Source organism: Candidatus Accumulibacter aalborgensis, assembly GCF_900089955.1.
GTDB classification, from domain to species: domain Bacteria; phylum Pseudomonadota; class Gammaproteobacteria; order Burkholderiales; family Rhodocyclaceae; genus Accumulibacter; species Accumulibacter aalborgensis.
In genome coordinates this window covers 1-15722 of the sequence record NZ_FLQX01000162.1, presented here as the reverse complement: position 1 = coordinate 15722, position 15722 = coordinate 1, and the positions used below count along the sequence as shown (strand labels likewise).

The window sequence follows — 15722 nt, the reverse complement described above, 5'->3', positions numbered from 1 at the left end:
CAACTAACGAGGGAAACCTAGATGAACACAACTGCAAGAAACTCCATTATGGCCCTGCTCGCCGCCACTCTCGGCTTCGGCGTCTCGCTGGCTCAGGCACAGACTTCGGCTCCTCTGGATAGGGTGTACGTGATCGATCAGCGCGGTGAAGTGGTCGTCAGTGGCAATGGCCTCTGCTGGCGCACAGGGTTCTGGACGCCAGCCGGTGCCGCCCGAGACCCGGCCGGCTGCAAGTGCGACAAGGATCTGATTCCGAAGGAGGTTTGCGAGCCGGCAGTGATCGCCAAGGCCGCGCCGGCCGCTGCGCCGTCAGCGAAGCCGTCGGGTGACAAGATCACCATCGCTGCCGATGCGCTGTTCGACTTCAACAAGTCCGCGCTGCGTCCGGAAGGCAAGAAGAAGCTCGACGAAGTGGTCGCCAAGTCGAAGGAACTCAAGCTCGAAGTCATCCTGGCCGTTGGTCACACCGACCGCATCGGAACCGATGCCTACAACCAGAAACTCTCCGAGCAGCGCGCTGCGTCGGTCAAGCAATACCTGGTCGGCAAGGGAATCGAAGCGAACCGTGTCTACACCGAAGGCAAGGGCAAGAAGAATCCGGTCACCAAGCCTGATCAGTGCCTCGGCAAGACGAGCCCGAAGGTCATTGCCTGCCTGCAGCCTGACCGTCGTGTCGACATCGAACTCATCGGCACCAAGTAATCCGCCAGCGGCACGCGAAGCCCTGTCTCGGCAGGGCTTTTTTGTTTTTTTTGCCTCTCGTCAAGGATACCGCAGGTATGGCCCTCAACGCTGATCAGACCGAACTCGAGAAATTCAGCCAGCTTGCCCATCGCTGGTGGGATCCGAGTAGCGATTTCAAGCCGCTGCATGACATCAATCCCTTGCGTCTGGAGTGGATCGACGGCCAGTGCAAACTCGCCGGCAAGAGCGTTCTGGACGTCGGTTGCGGCGGTGGTCTGCTCTCCGAGGCAATGTGCGCGAGAGGTGCGACGGTCACCGGCATCGATCTTTCCGACAAGGCGCTGAATGTTGCTCGCCTGCACCTGCTCGAGAGCGGGCGAAGTGTTGACTACCGCAAGATCGCCGCCGAGGAACTGGCTGCCGAGAACGGCAGCGGCTACGATGTCGTCACCTGTATGGAAATGCTCGAACACGTTCCCGATCCGGCCAGTACAGTCGCCGCTTGTGCGGCGCTGACCAAACCTGGCGGGCACGTCTTCTTCTCGACGATCAATCGCAACCCGAAAGCCTACCTGTTTGCCGTCATCGGCGCCGAATACGTGCTGCAGATGCTGCCGAAGGGCACCCATGACTATGCCCGGTTCATCAAGCCTTCGGAGCTTCTGCGCTGGGCAAGGATGGCTGGTCTCGATCCGTGTGACTTGCGCGGGATGACCTATAATCCCTTTACCGGTAAATATGCTCTTGGCCAAGACACCGACGTGAATTACCTCCTGCATACCGTAAAAAATGGCTGACCACATGTCAAGAACAGCGCTTGTCCTCTTTGCACACGGCGCCCGTGATCCGGAATGGGCTGACCCGATGCAGCGTGTCTGCGCGGCGCTGCGCGACCAGGCTCCCGAACTGCGAGTCGAACTCGCTTTCCTCGAGTTCATGACGCCGGCCTTGCGCGAGTGCGCCGAAGCGCTGCTGGACGAGGGTTTCGAACGTATCGTCGTGCTACCGATGTTTATCGCTCGGGGTGGCCATCTGAGGCGCGACGTGCCGCTTCTGCTTGATGACTTGCGCGAGCGCAACCCGCAAGCGCGCTTTGAACTAGCTGCGGCGGTTGGTGAGGCCGAGTCCATCGTGCAGGCGATGGCCAGACATGCGCTGACGATCGCCGGCGTCTAGCGGGTCACGATGGGCATGGCGGACGCTGCGATCAGCAAGTTGCTTGCCGGCAAGGCGCAGCTTTCGCCAGCGCCGTCGGTCGCGAGTGACGGCGGCGGTGCCTGAGGCCACGTTCTCACCGATCGGCTATCTGGCGACGCCGTTTCGGGACCGCTTCGGCATTCCCCGACAGCCGCGGCTGGCACCGCATGCTCGCGGCCGCCTGCGCCTCCTGCGACCCTATGATCGAGCCGAGGCGGTACGTGGGCTGGAGGCTTTTTCGCATGTCTGGCTCAGTTTCATCTTCCATCGGACAGCCGGCAGGTGGAGCCCCACCGTTCGTCCGCCGCGCCTCGGCGGCAATGAACGGGTCGGCGTCTTCGCCAGCCGCAGCCCGTTTCGCCCCAACCCACTGGGCTTGTCGCTGGTCGAACTGTTGGCCATTGACACGCGCGACGGCGTGCTGCTTACCTTTGGCGGTGTCGACTTGCTGGACGGCACGCCGGTACTGGATATCAAGCCTTACATCCCGTTTGTCGACAGCCAGCCGGCTGCACGCGCCGGTTATGTGGACGGACCACCGTCAACTCTGGCGGTCGCTTTCAGTGCGCAGGCCTTGCCCCAGTTGTGCCAGCACGAGTCGCGTTGGCCCGATCTGGAGACGCTGCTGCGCGAGCTGCTGGCACAGGATCCTCGTCCTGCCTACGCTGACGATCCGCGGCGGCTATATGGCTTTCGGCTCTACGATCTGGAAATCAAGTGGCGCTGTAGCGCGAGGCAAGCCATCGTCGAGGCGATCGTTCCGGCGACTGCCGAGTGAAACGGATGGTGACGAAATCCGGCGACCACTGTCAACTCATGGCGAGTCATCATACGGGAGAGCATTCCATGAAAACTTCGATCAGCGCGCTGCTCTTGCTGGCCCTCATTCAACCGATGCTGGTTCAGGCCGATGGCGGGTGGCGTGGCCCCTACCAGGGGTCTGGCGCTGTCGTCGTCGGTGGCTACGGCGGGCCGCGCGGGGGCTATTACGGAGGCGGATGGGGCTATCGTGGCCCGGGCGTCGGGGTGTATCTGGGTGCCCCCTTGTACTGGGGGGCGTGGGGACCTCCGGCCTATTACGCACCGCCGGTGATCTATCCTCAAGTGATCGCTGTGCCGCCACCTGTGGTCTACGTCGAGAGAGACGAAGTGATCGCTCCGTTGGTGTCCCCCGGGCGGGCGCTAGAGCCTGGCTACTGGTATTACTGCCGGGAAAAGGGTGCTTACTATCCGGCAGTCACCCAGTGTCCAAGCGTGTGGCAGAAGGTCGCTCCGGTCAACAACTAGCACTAGCCCCTTGCCTTGCCCTGCCCCACCGGTGGTAGGCCGCAGCGCATCAGGGCGCCAGCCGTTCGCGAAGCCAGTGCCGGTCGCTGTCGAGCCGGTAGCGCAGGCGGTCGTGTAAACGGCTTTTCCTGCCCTGCCAGAACTCCCAGGTGTCGGGCTGCAGGCGATAGCCACCCCAGTGCGGCGGGCGCGGAGGGTGGAGCAGGAACCGGGCGCCATAGCGAGCGGCGTTGGCCACCAGCACGCTGCGGCCGGCGATGACCTGGCTTTGCGGACTGGCCCAGGCACCAATGCGCGAGTCGAGTGGGCGGCTGGCGAAGTAGGCGTCGCTTTCCGCATCGCTGACCTTGTCAACCCGGCCTTCGATGCGCACCACTCGTTCCAGTTCGACCCAGTGGAATTGCAGTGCTGCCCAGGGATTGCCAGCCAATTCCCGCCCTTTGCGGCTGTCATAGTTGGTGAACCAGGTGAGGCCCTTTTCATCGAAGCCCTTGATCAGCACCACCCGGGTGGATGGGCGAAGGTCGGCGCCCACCGTGGCCAGGGTCATGGCATTCGGCTCGGGCACACGCGCAGCAATCGCTGCGCTAAGCCACTCCTCGAACTGCTTGAGAGGGTCGCTGTGCGACGCATCCTCGCTGAGTTCGGCGCGTTCGTAGCTTTTTCGCAAGGCAGCTAGACTGGTCATCGCGCGTACAGCGCAGAATTGGTGAGAACCGGGCGCCCTGGCGGCCTAAACGGCAGCGTTGTCGCTCGGCGTTGCCTTGCTGCGCTGGCCCGTGAGCCAATTGACCAGCAAACCTGCGCCTGGCAGGGATAAACAGGCAACCATGACAAAGACCGAAAAAGCGGCCGCCAAACCCGGTGTTTCTGCTCTCATTTTCCTTCTCCTCTTGCTTGTGAATGGCTTCGTTGCGGTGGATGCCGGCTTTCGATAGTCCCCGTCTGGCGTGAATCGCAGCATCTGAACGCCCATGAAGCGACTATAGTTCGTCGTGGTGATAGCGGCAAACGATAAAAGCTCAGCCCATGCGTGAGCATATCTCAGCCGTCATGGCGCAGAGCGAAAGTACCGGCGCGGGGCTCCTCCAGGCTGTTCCAAGACAGGTCGCGAAACGGATGCGGTGGCATGGGTCAGCGAGCAGTGGTCGCGTAGGGCGCAACAAGCAATGCGCATTGCGCCAAAGGCGTGCGGTGACAAGCGCTATCAAGTATCAAGAGTCGCGAGCGCTCAGTGGACTTCCACATCACCGCTTTTCGGCCGCGAATTCCGTATCCGCAGCATCCGGGCCACGGTCCTGTGGTCGATCTATTCCCCGCGGATCAGCGCCACCAGATCCTCGGTCGAGGGCAAGGCGCTGGCTTCGCCTTCGGCGAGAATGCTGTCGGCGAGGGCGCGTTTTTCGTGGTGCAGGTCGACGATGCGCTCCTCGACGGTGCCCTTGGTCACCAGTCGATAGACGGTGACCGGGCGCAACTGCCCGATACGGTGCGCGCGACCCATGGCCTGGTCTTCGGCTGCCGGGTTCCACCACGGGTCGGTGATCACGACGTAGTCGGCGGCGGTCAGGTTGAGGCCGAAGCCGCCGGCTTTGAGACTGATCAGGAACAGATCGCCTTCGCCGGCCTGGAAGGCGGCAACGCGGCGGCTGCGCTCGGCGGCCGGGGTGGCGCCGTCGAGGTACTGATAGCGGACACCTGTTTCGTCGAGGGGCTCGCGCAACACCTGCAGGAAATCGACGAACTGGCTGAAGACGAGTGCCTTATGGCCGCCGGCGATGAGTTCGCTGGCCAGTTCGGCAAAGGCCTGCACCTTGGCGCCGGTAATCCCGAATTCCGGGCTGCACAGGCGTGGGTCACAGGCCGCGCGGCGCAGGCGCGTGAGCTGCGCCAGGATGTTGAAACGTGCCTGCGCCTCGGGTGCGCCATCGAGCGTCGCGTCGATCTCCTTCGCCGCTTCACGCCGCAGTGCTTCATAGTGCGCCGCTTCGGCCGCCTCCGGGGTTACGGTCAGGATCAGTTCGGTCCGTGGCGGCAGATCCTGGAGCACTTCGGACTTGGTTCGCCGCAGGATGAAGGGGCCGACCAGACGTTTGAGGACATGCTGCGCCTCGCGGTCGCGGTTACGTTCGATCGGGCCGGCAAAGCGTTCGTTGAAGCGGTGGAGCGTGCCGAGCAGCCCAGGGTTCACAAAGCGCATGATCGACCACAGATCGGCAAGTCGATTTTCGACCGGCGTTCCGGTCATTGCCAGGCGGAAGTCAGCGTCGAGGTCGAAGACCGCCTGCGAGCGCTTGGCGGCGGCGTTCTTGATCGCCTGTGCTTCATCGGCGACGAGGGTGTGCCAGTTGCGCCCGGCGAAACGTTCCTGCGCCAGGAGCAACAAGGTGTAGGAGACGATCAGCACGTCCTGCGGTCCGGCCTTGGTGACCAGGTCCTCGCGTTCGCTGTCGCCTGCTTCGCTGTAGATGCGCACGTTGAGGGTCGGTGCGAAGCGCTGCGCTTCGGCCAGCCAGTTGCCGCACACCGAGGTCGGCGCAATGACCAGCGCCGCTCCGCCGGCGGCGCGCTCGAGCAGGACGCCGAGCGCCTGCAGAGTTTTGCCCAAGCCCATGTCGTCGGCCAGGCAGCCGCCCATGCCGGCGGTCGCCAGGCGAATCGCCCACTGGTAGCCGTCTTCCTGATACGGTCGCAGCGTGGCCTGCAGCAGGCTTGGCAGCTTCGGTTCGGTGGCCTGTGCCTGGCGCAGGCGGTCGATGGCCTGGCGAAACTCCTTGCTGGCCTGGGTATCCGTGCCGTCGAGGACTTCATCGAGCCAGGCGGCGGCAATCGTCGGCGCCTTGGCGCCGTCCTTGTCGGTTTCCAGCACGGCTGCCAGATCGCTCAACTTCTGCTTCAGCGAACGCGTCAGCGCCGCATAGACACCATTGCCCATGGGCACGAAACGCGTTTTTTCGCGCGCCGCGCTGAGCAGGGTTTCGAGCTGGACGACCAGTCCTTCGTCGAGCGTCGCCTGTCCCGACAGGCGGAACCAGTCGCGCTCGCGGCTGACGCGTACGCCGAGCTGGCGGGTGTCGACGGTGACGACGCGAACGTTCTTGCCCTTGGGCCATTCGACCGCCGCAATCGCCGGTAGAGTGGGCAGCGTTTCGACCAGGCCGAGCGCCTGTTCCGGGTCTTCGATGAGCCACTCGCTGACGTCGCCACTGCTGTCGAGGAAGGGCAGGGCGTCAAGCACCGCTTCGAGATTGCGGCGTTCGGCGGTCAGGTCGCGTTCGGTGCCAATCGTTTCGGTGCCGTGCACGGCCATCAGGCGGATCCTGCCGCTGGCTGGCGGCAATCGCGGTCCTTCCGGGCCGAGCGGCGCGACGACCAGGCGCAGCGAGAGGGCGTCGCCCATCGGCGAGAGCTCGGCGTGCAGGCGAGCATCGCTGCTCACCTGTCGGGTCGCCTGCGCCGAATCGGCATGCACCTGGAAATGCCCGGCGAGTGCGCGCAGGGTCTTGTCGAGTTCGGGCTGTGCCTCCGGCGCGTCGGTCGGCACGGCGAAGCGGCCGGAAACGAGTCGGGCGGCCTGCCGCTGGGCAGCCGAGAAGCGCACCAGTCGCAGGCGTTGCGGTCCGTCCGGAACGAGCGTGATCAAACTCAGCGCCTCGGCCTCGCGCCGCTCTTCGGTGCTCAGCGGATAGTAGGCCAGCGCTTTTACTGCCGGTCGCAGCGGCGGTTCGATGCGCATCACGAAACGGTCACCCTGGCGTACCAGTTCAAGTTCCGGCGGCGCTTCAATCAGCTCGACCAACTGTCCCGGCGCCTGCACCAGGACCACGCACGGGTGACCGACGAGAGCGACGATGGCCGCCGCCAGATCGAGGTGGTAGCGATTGCTGTAGCCGTAGTCGGCGCGCAGTGCCCGCGCGACCTTGCTATCCCAGGTCGGCAACTGCTCGTTGCCGGCGATTCTGGCCAGGCTCAGGGCTTTCGGGCGGCTCCAGCCGCGCGGACCGCGTTTCTGTTCGAGCGGCTTGATGGTCAGCAGCTCGCCTTGCTGGCCGACCTCGACGGCCCACAGCACACGCGTCGTTTCTCCGCCGCCAGCGTCCGCTGGCTGCTCGCCGGCCAGCGCTTGCAGGGCGATGAGGATCTCTCTCCACTGTTCACCGGGACCGGCGACAAAGAAGCCTCTGGGTGGGTCGCGCCCTTCGAGCACGGCCTGCGCTCCGTCGAGCATGCGCAGCATCGTCTTGAGCCGGCGCTGGGTCAACTCGCCGCGCAGCGACTCGATCGTTTCGCGCCACTCGACCGCCGGCAGCCCGGAGTCGCCGGGCGAGAGCAGCTCGCTGCCGATCCAGGCCGACAACAGAATCGGCCACAGCGAGTCGATTGTCGGTCGGGAGGGTGCCGTGCGCATGGGCCGGAAAGCGGGACTGACAATCGCTGTCTTGCCGAGACGGACATCAGTGGCGTGTGCCCAGCGTCCCCAGCGGTCGTATGCGTCGGGCTCGCGTCTGCCGGACTCGGTCAGGCAGAACTTGCGCGCCAGCTCCAGGTGTCTGGGCGTCTGCTGGGCGAGCAGCGCCAATGGATAGAGCCAGGCGACGCTGTCCGGCAGAAGGCGTTTGTGGCCACTGAATTCGCTCTTGCGCTGCTTCAGAGCCGCTTCAAAGGCTGCCTGCCCGGCTGCCCACTGACCGTCGATGACCAATCGTGCCGCGCGCAGGACGGCCGTCAGGCTGCTGTCGAGTCCGGCCAGCGCCGACTCCAGCGCAGCGACATCACCGCGTTGCAGTGCCAGATCGGCGAGCACCTCGCGCAGACCCGGGGTCAACTGCTCGGGATGCTGTGCCAGTTGATCAAAAGCCCAGTCAGCGACAAGATCGAAGTCTCTCGACCAGTAGAGGCAAATGGTGCCCACGGCCTGAGCAGCGGCCTGCCAGCGCCACTGAGGTTCTATGCGCTCGAAGCTGGGGCCGTCAAAGCCGAACAGGATGGCTCGCGTCAGGATCGGGCCCCACTCCATCGACCGCGCGACGGTGTTCCTGATCTGCGTCAACTCGTCGCTCGGCGCACCGGAGAAGAACTTGGCACGGACGTAGGCGATGGTCGTCGGGATGCCGCCCATGGGCCCGTAGAAACCTGCCGAGGACCGCGTCGGGTCGATCGAATCGGCTTCAACGACCATGCGCGCCAGGCGGTCACCCGTGTGGGTCTCGAGCAACTGTCTGTAGAGCGGTACGCGCAGTGAGTCCACCAGTTGGCAGGCAGCGGGGCGTGTCGGGTCGTCGACCAGCAGGTCCTTGCGCCGCAGCTCGCTGAGGGCAACTTTCACATCGGTGGCTGAGAATACTCTCTTGGTCTCAGTGGTGGGCAGGCCGCTGAGACTCATCAGGCGCTGCAGCTCGGTCGGCGTTCGATAAGTCCACAGCAGCGCACTGCCCAGCGCCACCTTGTGCGTGTCGGGTCGCAGTCCGCGCCGGTCGAGTGCTTCGAGGGCGGCAACATTGAGTATCGTTCTGTTCATTGGCAGGTGTTCGAGAGATCGGAAAGGGCTGCGCGTGGGGACTCACGGCGATCCAGGAACATCGCGTCGCCGTAACTGAAGAAGCGATAGCCGTGGCTGATCGCGTGCCGATAGGCGGAACGGATCGCGTCCATTCCGGCGAAGGCCGAGACGAGCATCAGCAGCGTCGATTTTGGCAGATGGAAGTTGGTGATCAGCCGGTCGACGACCCGAAACGGGTAGCCGGGGGTAATGAAGATGTCCGTCTCGGCAGGACCGGCGTGCAGTTCGCCGCCCTGCGCGGCCGCTTCGAGCGCACGCAGGCTGGTCGTCCCGACGGCGATCACCTGGCCGCCGCGCGCGTGTGTGCGGGCGATGGCGGCGATCGTCGCCGGTGGAATCTCGAAGCGCTCGGCGTGCATGCGGTGCTCTGCGACGGAGTGGACGCGCACCGGCTGAAAGGTGCCGGCGCCGACATGCAGCGTCAGCCAGGCGGCCTCGATGCCACGCTCACCAAGTTGCGCGAGCAGGGCGTCGTCGAAATGCAGGCCGGCAGTCGGCGCCGCAACAGCGCCTGGATGGCGGGCAAATACGGTTTGATAACGCTTTTCGTCGTCGCTGCCGGCGGCGTGGGTGATATAGGGGGGTAAGGGAAGTCGCCCGTGTTTTTCGATCAAGGCCCACAGATCGCCCTCGCCGGCAAGTTCCAGGGCGAAGAATTCGCCTTGCTCGCCACTGCGCTCGCGAACGATCAGCGTGATCGCGTCTTCGAGAAGAATCCGGCTGCCCGGCTTCGGCGACTTGCTGGCGCGGATCTGCGCCAGCGCGTGGCGAGCGTCGCTGATCCGTTCGATCAGCACTTCGATCCGGCCACCGCTTTCCTTGCGCCCGAAGAGGCGCGCCCTGATCACACGCGTATCGTTGAAAACCAGCAGATCGCCCGCAGCGATCAGTTCGGGAAGGTCGCCGAAGCGGTGGTCATGCAAGGCCTGGTCAGTGACTTGCAACAGGCGGCTGGCCGTGCGCTCGGCCGTCGGATGCTGGGCGATCAGTGCGCTGGGCAGATCGAAGTCGAAATCGTCGAGCGTGAGCATGGCAAACCTGGTCTGCGAAGGGGTGGCCTTTCGGGTCGGGCAATGATGCCCAATCAGCTTGTCGGCGGCCGGAGAATCAGCGATAATCGGCCACTCTTCCGGCGTGCGAACTGCGCGCCCAAGCCGAGATGGCGGAATCGGTAGACGCAGCGGACTCAAAATCCGCCGATGGAAACATCGTGGGGGTTCGATTCCCCCTCTCGGCACCAAGGCAACAAGCAGCACAGGGCTTTCAAAGGGGCCACTGTAAATCGGGCAGGTGTAAATCGGCGATTGATTTGCCACTTCTCCACAGGTTTTCGAGCCTTTTGAGTAGTTGAAGCGGCAGTATTCTACACCCCACCCGCCATCGGCACATGTCCAATTCCGCCCATGCGGTAAGCTGACCGCCTTCCGGTGCCCGGCACTGGGCACCCAGAGAATAGGCGATGGCCTTCAAGAAATCAGAACGTTACGCTTCCCTATGGAAGTCGTGCGACGATGACGGTCGAAACCACGACAGTTTCTGCTGCAGGCGGACCACGGTGCCGACAATGATCAGGGCGGGAGATCTGATTCCGGCCGCTTCGACTTTCGCCGGCAAGGTGGCCAGATCGGCGGTCAACACGCGCTGACGCTTGGTCGTTCCGTTCTGTACGACCGCTGCCGGGTGGTCTGGCGGGAGGCCGTGCGCGATCATCTGGCGGCAGATCTCGGCAAGGCCGCCAACGCCCATGTAGAAGACGACGGTCAGCCGGGGGCGGGCGAGCGACGGCCAGTCGAGATTGATCGTCCCGTCCTTGAGATGGCCGGTGGCAAAGGCGACTGCCTGGGCGTGCTCGCGATGGGTCAGAGGGATGCCGGCATAAGCCGCGCAACCGGCGGCGGCCGTCACTCCGGGAACCACCTCGAACGGGATTCCAGACTCGACCAAGGTCTCGATCTCTTCGCCGCCGCGCCCGAAAACGAAGGGGTCGCCACCCTTGAGGCGAACGACGTTGTGGCCCGCACGCGCCAGACGGACCAACAGCCGATTGAGTTCGTTCTGCGGGACGGCGTGTTTCGAACTTTGCTTGCCGGCGTAGATCTTCTCGGCGTCAGGACGTGCCAGGTCAAGCACGCCTTCGGCAATCAAATGGTCGTAGACGATCGCATCGGCTTCGCCGATCAGGCGGGCGGCGCGCAGGGTCAGCAGATCCAGTGCCCCCGGCCCGCTACCGACGATGTACACGGTCCCGACCGCCTGTGACGAGGGCACTTGACTCATTCCTTTGCTTCCCACTGTTGACCGAGGTGCAAGCATAAGCGCCTCAGCCAGGGTTTTTCAACTGGAATGTGGATTTACTCGGCGCAGCCAGCGAAATGATTGACTTGAGTCAAGAAAATCAGGGTGCGCCGGGCATCCTGCCGGGCGAGTACAACGAGAGCAGTGATGAGCATGCTGACCGGATCAGGCCAGCGCGTGCACGCCTTGATAGCCCAGGTAAAAACCAACCAGCAGGATCAGCGCGCCGGAGAAGTACGGCGCTTTGCGCGCGAACTCGCCGAAACCGCTCCAGCGCCTGGAAACGTGCTTGACGCTCAGGGCCGCCAGCGTCCCGGAAAGGACCATGGTCAAGGCCAGGCCGATACTGAAGCACAGGACCAGCGTCGCGCCAAGCGTGATTTCCTTCAGTTGCAGGCACAGAAGCAGTACGGTGATCGAAGCCGGGCAGGGGATCAAACCGCCGGTCAGTCCGAACATGATGATCTGCCCGGTCGTCACTTCGCGGTTGGCGAAACGGTGGCGGATGTCATTGGCGTGTGCAAGTTCGTGCGGGTCCTGGTAGCCGGGTGCCGATATGTCCAGACCTTCGTAATCCTTGATCGCGTGCTGAGGGTGGTCGTGCTCGACGAACTCTAGGTCATAGTCATGGCTGTGCTGCTCATCGCCCAGGCGCAGACGGGCGACAAAGGCGTGCGGCTCGGGAATCTCCTGCTCTGACTCGACGAAGCCAGCGCGCTGGACGAAGCTGAATGTCTGCCGGCTACCGTCCGGCCGCTCGGTCTCGATCCTCACCTGATCGGCTGTCCAGGTGTGGCCGCGCCCGTTTTCGCGGAACATGCGGAAGCGCGGCGGCACGCCGTCCTCGAATACATCGAGCCGTACCACCCCGTGGCCGGTGTCGATTCGTTTGCTCTCGTCGTGATGATGGTCGTGATCGTGGTCATCGCCTTGCCCGGAAAATTGCTGTTGCCGCCAAGTCTGCCACATCATCCACAATGCGACGCCGATGATCAACACTGCGGACGCCACCTGGAGATAAGGCTCGCTGGTTTCTGCATCCCATTTCTGGCCGAAGTACATCCCACCAAGCGCGATCACCCACACCACTGCCGTATGCGAGATCGTCGCCGCCAACCCGAGCAGAATGGCTTGCGCCACCGTGCCGCGAATGGCGACGATGAAAGCGGCCATCATCGTCTTCGAGTGGCCGGGTTCGAGGCCATGCAGCGCGCCGAGCAGAATCGCGCTGGGGATGAACAGCCAGGCGCTGGTCGTGCCCTGCGCCAGCAGGGTGGCAAAAGGGGTCATCGGGTTTCCCTCACAGGTATTTGGTGATCGCTTTGAACTCACGGATGGTTTCGTCCGCGCTTTGCGGGCTGTCGCGAACCGCTTGTTCAAGGCAGTGATCGATGTGGTCGTGCACCAGCGTCTTCTTGGCGTTGCCGACGGCGCTTTCTACGGCCTGCAGTTGCTGGGCGATGTCCAGGCATTTGCGGCCGTCCTCAAGCATGCCGACGATACTTCTGAGGTGCCCCTCGGCGCGCTTCAGACGCTTGATGATTTCCGGATGGGAAGTGTGTGTGCTCATGCGACGTATCCTATCCCCCAGGATAGGATACGTCAAGTTTGATGGGCAGGGAGAGCGGTTCAGTGCTTCAGTGCGCGCCGTCCGCGGGATGGCACGAGCAGTCTTCTCCCTCTGCCGCGCGTGCCAGATTGCGCATGATCCCGCATTCACTGGCTTTCTGATTGGCGTGACAGGTCTCACGCAGGGTGTGCAGTTGTCGTTCGAGCAAGCGAAGTGAATCGATCTGCTGGTGAATAAGGTCGATCTGTCCGTCGATCAACTGATTGATCTCGTCGCAGGCCAGTTCGGGGTTGGCCTGAAAGCTGCGCAAGCGGCGCACGTCATGCAGTCCCATGCCGAGCGAGCGGCAGTGGCGAATGAACTTGATCTGTACCAGGTGTGCTTCGCTGTAGCGACGATAACCGTTGGCCTCGCGGTCGGGAAGGTCGAGCAATCCTTCGCGCTCGTAAAAGCGCACCGTTTCCACGTCGCAATCGCTGCGTTGTGCCAATTCGCCAATTCTCATCCCGCCCACCTCAAAAAGTCCTTGACCCTGTACCCACTACAGACTGTTGAATGAGCGCACCGTTCCCGGAGGTATGCCGCCATGACTCAACACCCCAAGCCCCAACCGGTAATCCTTCTGCACGTCCAGGGCAATGAGCAGCGCTGTGGCGCAGACCACGACGATGAACATCGGCACGAGCATCGCGACACCGATGACGCTGTTAACGATCACCGCCACGTCGGCCACCATGATCATGCCCATGCGTGCTGCACCGCCGGCACGGACGCCGGCCAGGGCGCAGCGCCTGCCAGGAACAACCCGCCGCCCGAGGGTGCCAGCGGGGTGCGCTACCGCATCGACAAGATGGACTGCCCGACCGAGGAAAAGCTGATCCGCAAACGACTCGAAACGATGCCCGGGGTCGTCCGCCTGGACTTCGATCTGCTCGATCGGGAACTGACGGTCTACCACCGGCTGGCCGACAGCGGGCCGATCGGCGCCGCGCTCGTGGCACTGGACATGGCTCCCAGCCTGCTCGAAGCCGGCGCGCCGGCAGCGCCGCTGGCCCCAGCCCTGAGTGGTCGACTGACAGGCTTGCTGGCCATCAGCGGGTTGGCCGCGGTGGCTGCCGAAGGCCTCGCCTGGACGACCGGGGAGGAAACAGCCTGGCCGGTGATGGCGCTGGCAGCGCTGTCGATTCTGAGCGCCGGCCTGCCAACGCTCAGGAAAGGCTGGATCGCGCTCAGGAATCTGACCGTCAATATCTACTTCCTGATGTCGCTGGCTGTCGCTGGCGCGGTGATCATTGGCAAGTGGCCGGAAGCGGCGATGGTTGTCTTCCTGTTCGCCGTCGCCGAAGCCATCGAGGCCCTGTCGCTGGAACGGGCGCGCAAGGCGATCAAATCGTTGACCGCGCTGGCGCCGGAAACGGCCGAGGTCAAGGTCGCCGATGGCTGGCAGGAACGGCCCGTGGCCGCGGTCGCGATCGGCAGCCGCATCCGGGTTCGCACCGGCGCACGCGTGCCGCTCGATGCACGCATCGAATACGGCCGCGCCGCGCTTGATCAGGCGCCAATCACCGGCGAGAGTCTGCCGGTAGACAAGCAGGTCGGCGACGCGCTCTACGCCGGAAGCATAGTCACCGATGGGGTCATCGAGGCGACCGTGACGGCGACGGCCGGCGACAGCACCCTGGCTCGCATCGCTGCCGCCATCCAGAACGCGCAATCCCAACGCGCGCCAACACAGCGTTTCGTCGATCGTTTTGCCCAATACTACACTCCCACGGTGGTCGCCCTGGCAGTCCTGGTGGTCGTGCTTGGCCCACTGCTCTTCGCTGGCACCCTGGCGGAGTGGTTCTATCAGGCACTCGTCATGGTCGTGATTGCCTGTCCATGCGCGCTGGTCGTCTCGACTCCGGTGACCGTGGTCAGCGGGTTGGCAGCGGCAGCCAGGCACGGCATCCTGATCAAGGGCGGAGCTTACCTCGAAGGAGGCCGACTGCTGAAGGTCGTGGCGCTGGACAAGACCGGAACGCTTACCCGGGGCAAACCCGTGCTGACCGATGCGGCGGCTTTCGGTGACCTGCCGATCGAGCAAGCGTTGTTGATCGCCGCCAGCCTCGACGAGCACAGCACGCATCCGGTTGCGCAAGCCGTGGTCAACGGTTGGCGAGAAAGGCAGCGCGACGCCAAGACCCTGAAGGTCGACGATTTCGCCGTGCTCAACGGATGGGGCGTCAGAGGCAGTATCGACGGAGCGTCCTGGCATCTGGGCAATCATCGCCTGGTCGAAAAACTGGGAGTCTGCTCGCCGGCACTCGAAGCGCGCCTGGCTGAACTGGAAAATGCCGGCAAGACCGCCGTAGTCCTCTGTGCAGTCAGTGGTCCGGTGGCCATTTTCGGCGTCGCCGATGCGCTTCGGGCCGAGAGCCGGCAGGCGGTGGCGGATCTCAAAGCGCTGCACGTCGAAGCGGTGATGCTGACCGGCGACAACCCGGCTACCGCGCGAGCGATCGCTGATCAACTCGGTATCGAAGTCGCACGCGGCAACCTGATGCCGGAAGACAAGCAGGCCGCCGTCGCTGAACTCAGAGAACGTCATGGCGCGGTGGGCATGGTCGGCGACGGTGTGAACGATGCGCCGGCGCTGGCGCGAGCCGACATCGGTTTTGCCATGGGCGCTGCCGGCACCGCGACCGCGCTGGAAACGGCCGACGTGGCGATCATGGACGACGATCCGCGCAAGATCGCTGCCTTCATCGGCCTGAGCCGACGTGCCGGGTCGGTGTTGAAACAGAACATCGCGCTGGCACTGGGCATCAAGGTTGTCTTCCTCGGGCTGGCGATTGCCGGCCACGCCACGTTGTGGATGGCGGTATTCGCAGACATGGGGGCGAGCTTGCTGGTGGTGTTCAACGGGCTGCGCCTGCTAGGGCATTTTCGCCAGGCGCTACGGGACGAAACGAGTGTTGCAGGGTTGTAGGCCGGGTTAGCGAAGTAATCGGGCCGCCGGCCGCAAATCGCCCCGAAGTCACTCCGCGTGGTGTACAGCAAATCAAGCACTTAGAAGGAGTGACTGTAACTTCTCAAAAAGTGCGGGCGTGTATGCGGAGGGACGGGTGTTGGAGCGACGTGGTCACG

The 15722-nt window shown here is 63.9% G+C and carries 14 protein-coding genes and 1 tRNA gene; 7 read left to right on the top strand and 8 right to left on the bottom strand.

What is annotated here, in order from left to right; all coding sequences use genetic code 11:
- Window positions 1-21: 21 nt before the first annotated feature.
- The 5 genes from ACCAA_RS20565 to ACCAA_RS20545 all read left to right on the top strand — a co-directional run bounded on the left by ACCAA_RS20565 (window position 22) and on the right by ACCAA_RS20545 (window position 3168).
- Window positions 22-702 carry an OmpA family protein gene (locus ACCAA_RS20565; RefSeq protein WP_186409117.1) on the top strand — a complete coding sequence of 227 codons (681 nt, stop codon included), beginning with the start codon at window positions 22-24 and terminating at the stop codon, window positions 700-702.
- Window positions 703-779: 77 nt separating this feature from the next.
- On the top strand, window positions 780-1481 hold the full coding sequence (ubiG, locus tag ACCAA_RS20560) for a bifunctional 2-polyprenyl-6-hydroxyphenol methylase/3-demethylubiquinol 3-O-methyltransferase UbiG (RefSeq protein ID WP_186409116.1): 702 nt from the start codon (window positions 780-782) through the stop codon (window positions 1479-1481).
- Window positions 1482-1485: 4 nt separating this feature from the next.
- Window positions 1486-1860, top strand: a complete 375-nt coding sequence (locus tag ACCAA_RS20555; RefSeq protein WP_186409115.1) for a sirohydrochlorin chelatase — start codon at window positions 1486-1488, stop codon at window positions 1858-1860.
- A 97-nt stretch (window positions 1861-1957) separates the two neighbouring features.
- Window positions 1958-2659 (top strand): tRNA (N6-threonylcarbamoyladenosine(37)-N6)-methyltransferase TrmO, encoded by a 702-nt coding sequence (tsaA, locus tag ACCAA_RS20550; RefSeq protein WP_186409114.1) that lies wholly within the window; start codon window positions 1958-1960, stop codon window positions 2657-2659.
- A 68-nt stretch (window positions 2660-2727) separates the two neighbouring features.
- The gene (locus ACCAA_RS20545; protein WP_186409113.1) at window positions 2728-3168 is read left to right on the top strand and encodes a hypothetical protein; all 441 of its coding nucleotides are present in this window, start codon (window positions 2728-2730) and stop codon (window positions 3166-3168) included.
- Between the two features lie 49 nt (window positions 3169-3217).
- Here the strand turns inward: ACCAA_RS20545 and pdxH are convergent, their stop codons facing one another.
- From pdxH to queA, 4 genes are all read right to left on the bottom strand, one after another.
- Window positions 3218-3856, bottom strand: a complete 639-nt coding sequence (pdxH, locus tag ACCAA_RS20540) for a pyridoxamine 5'-phosphate oxidase (RefSeq protein ID WP_186409112.1) — start codon at window positions 3854-3856, stop codon at window positions 3218-3220.
- Between the two features lie 45 nt (window positions 3857-3901).
- Complete coding sequence (locus ACCAA_RS20535; protein WP_186409111.1) at window positions 3902-4048, bottom strand: hypothetical protein; 147 nt, start codon at window positions 4046-4048, stop codon at window positions 3902-3904.
- 429 nt (window positions 4049-4477) lie between these two features.
- A complete protein-coding gene (locus ACCAA_RS20530; protein ID WP_245754708.1) occupies window positions 4478-8686 on the bottom strand; it encodes an SNF2-related protein in 4209 nt (1402 codons plus the stop codon).
- On the bottom strand, window positions 8683-9759 hold the full coding sequence (gene queA / locus ACCAA_RS20525; RefSeq protein ID WP_186409110.1) for a tRNA preQ1(34) S-adenosylmethionine ribosyltransferase-isomerase QueA: 1077 nt from the start codon (window positions 9757-9759) through the stop codon (window positions 8683-8685). The genes ACCAA_RS20530 and queA overlap by 4 nt, the downstream gene beginning before the upstream one ends.
- Before the next feature lie 122 nt (window positions 9760-9881).
- On the opposite strand from queA, the gene ACCAA_RS20520 reads away from it, so the two are divergent.
- Window positions 9882-9968 (top strand) — tRNA-Leu (locus ACCAA_RS20520).
- A gap of 242 nt (window positions 9969-10210) precedes the next feature.
- Here ACCAA_RS20520 and cobA read toward each other — a convergent pair.
- The 4 genes from cobA to ACCAA_RS20500 form a co-directional block, all read right to left on the bottom strand.
- Window positions 10211-11005 carry a uroporphyrinogen-III C-methyltransferase gene (gene cobA / locus ACCAA_RS20515; RefSeq protein ID WP_186409109.1) on the bottom strand — a complete coding sequence of 265 codons (795 nt, stop codon included), beginning with the start codon at window positions 11003-11005 and terminating at the stop codon, window positions 10211-10213.
- 183 nt (window positions 11006-11188) lie between these two features.
- On the bottom strand, window positions 11189-12313 hold the full coding sequence (locus ACCAA_RS20510; protein WP_186409108.1) for a nickel/cobalt efflux protein RcnA: 1125 nt from the start codon (window positions 12311-12313) through the stop codon (window positions 11189-11191).
- 10 nt (window positions 12314-12323) lie between these two features.
- Entirely contained in the window at window positions 12324-12593 is a 270-nt protein-coding gene (locus ACCAA_RS20505; RefSeq protein ID WP_186409107.1) for a metal-sensing transcriptional repressor, read from the bottom strand.
- Between the two features lie 67 nt (window positions 12594-12660).
- A complete protein-coding gene (locus tag ACCAA_RS20500) occupies window positions 12661-13098 on the bottom strand; it encodes a Cd(II)/Pb(II)-responsive transcriptional regulator (RefSeq protein WP_186409106.1) in 438 nt (145 codons plus the stop codon).
- Between the two features lie 81 nt (window positions 13099-13179).
- Here ACCAA_RS20500 and ACCAA_RS20495 point away from each other — a divergent pair, with 81 nt between their 5' ends.
- Window positions 13180-15564, top strand: a complete 2385-nt coding sequence (locus tag ACCAA_RS20495; RefSeq protein ID WP_186409105.1) for a heavy metal translocating P-type ATPase — start codon at window positions 13180-13182, stop codon at window positions 15562-15564.
- Window positions 15565-15722 lie beyond the last annotated feature (158 nt).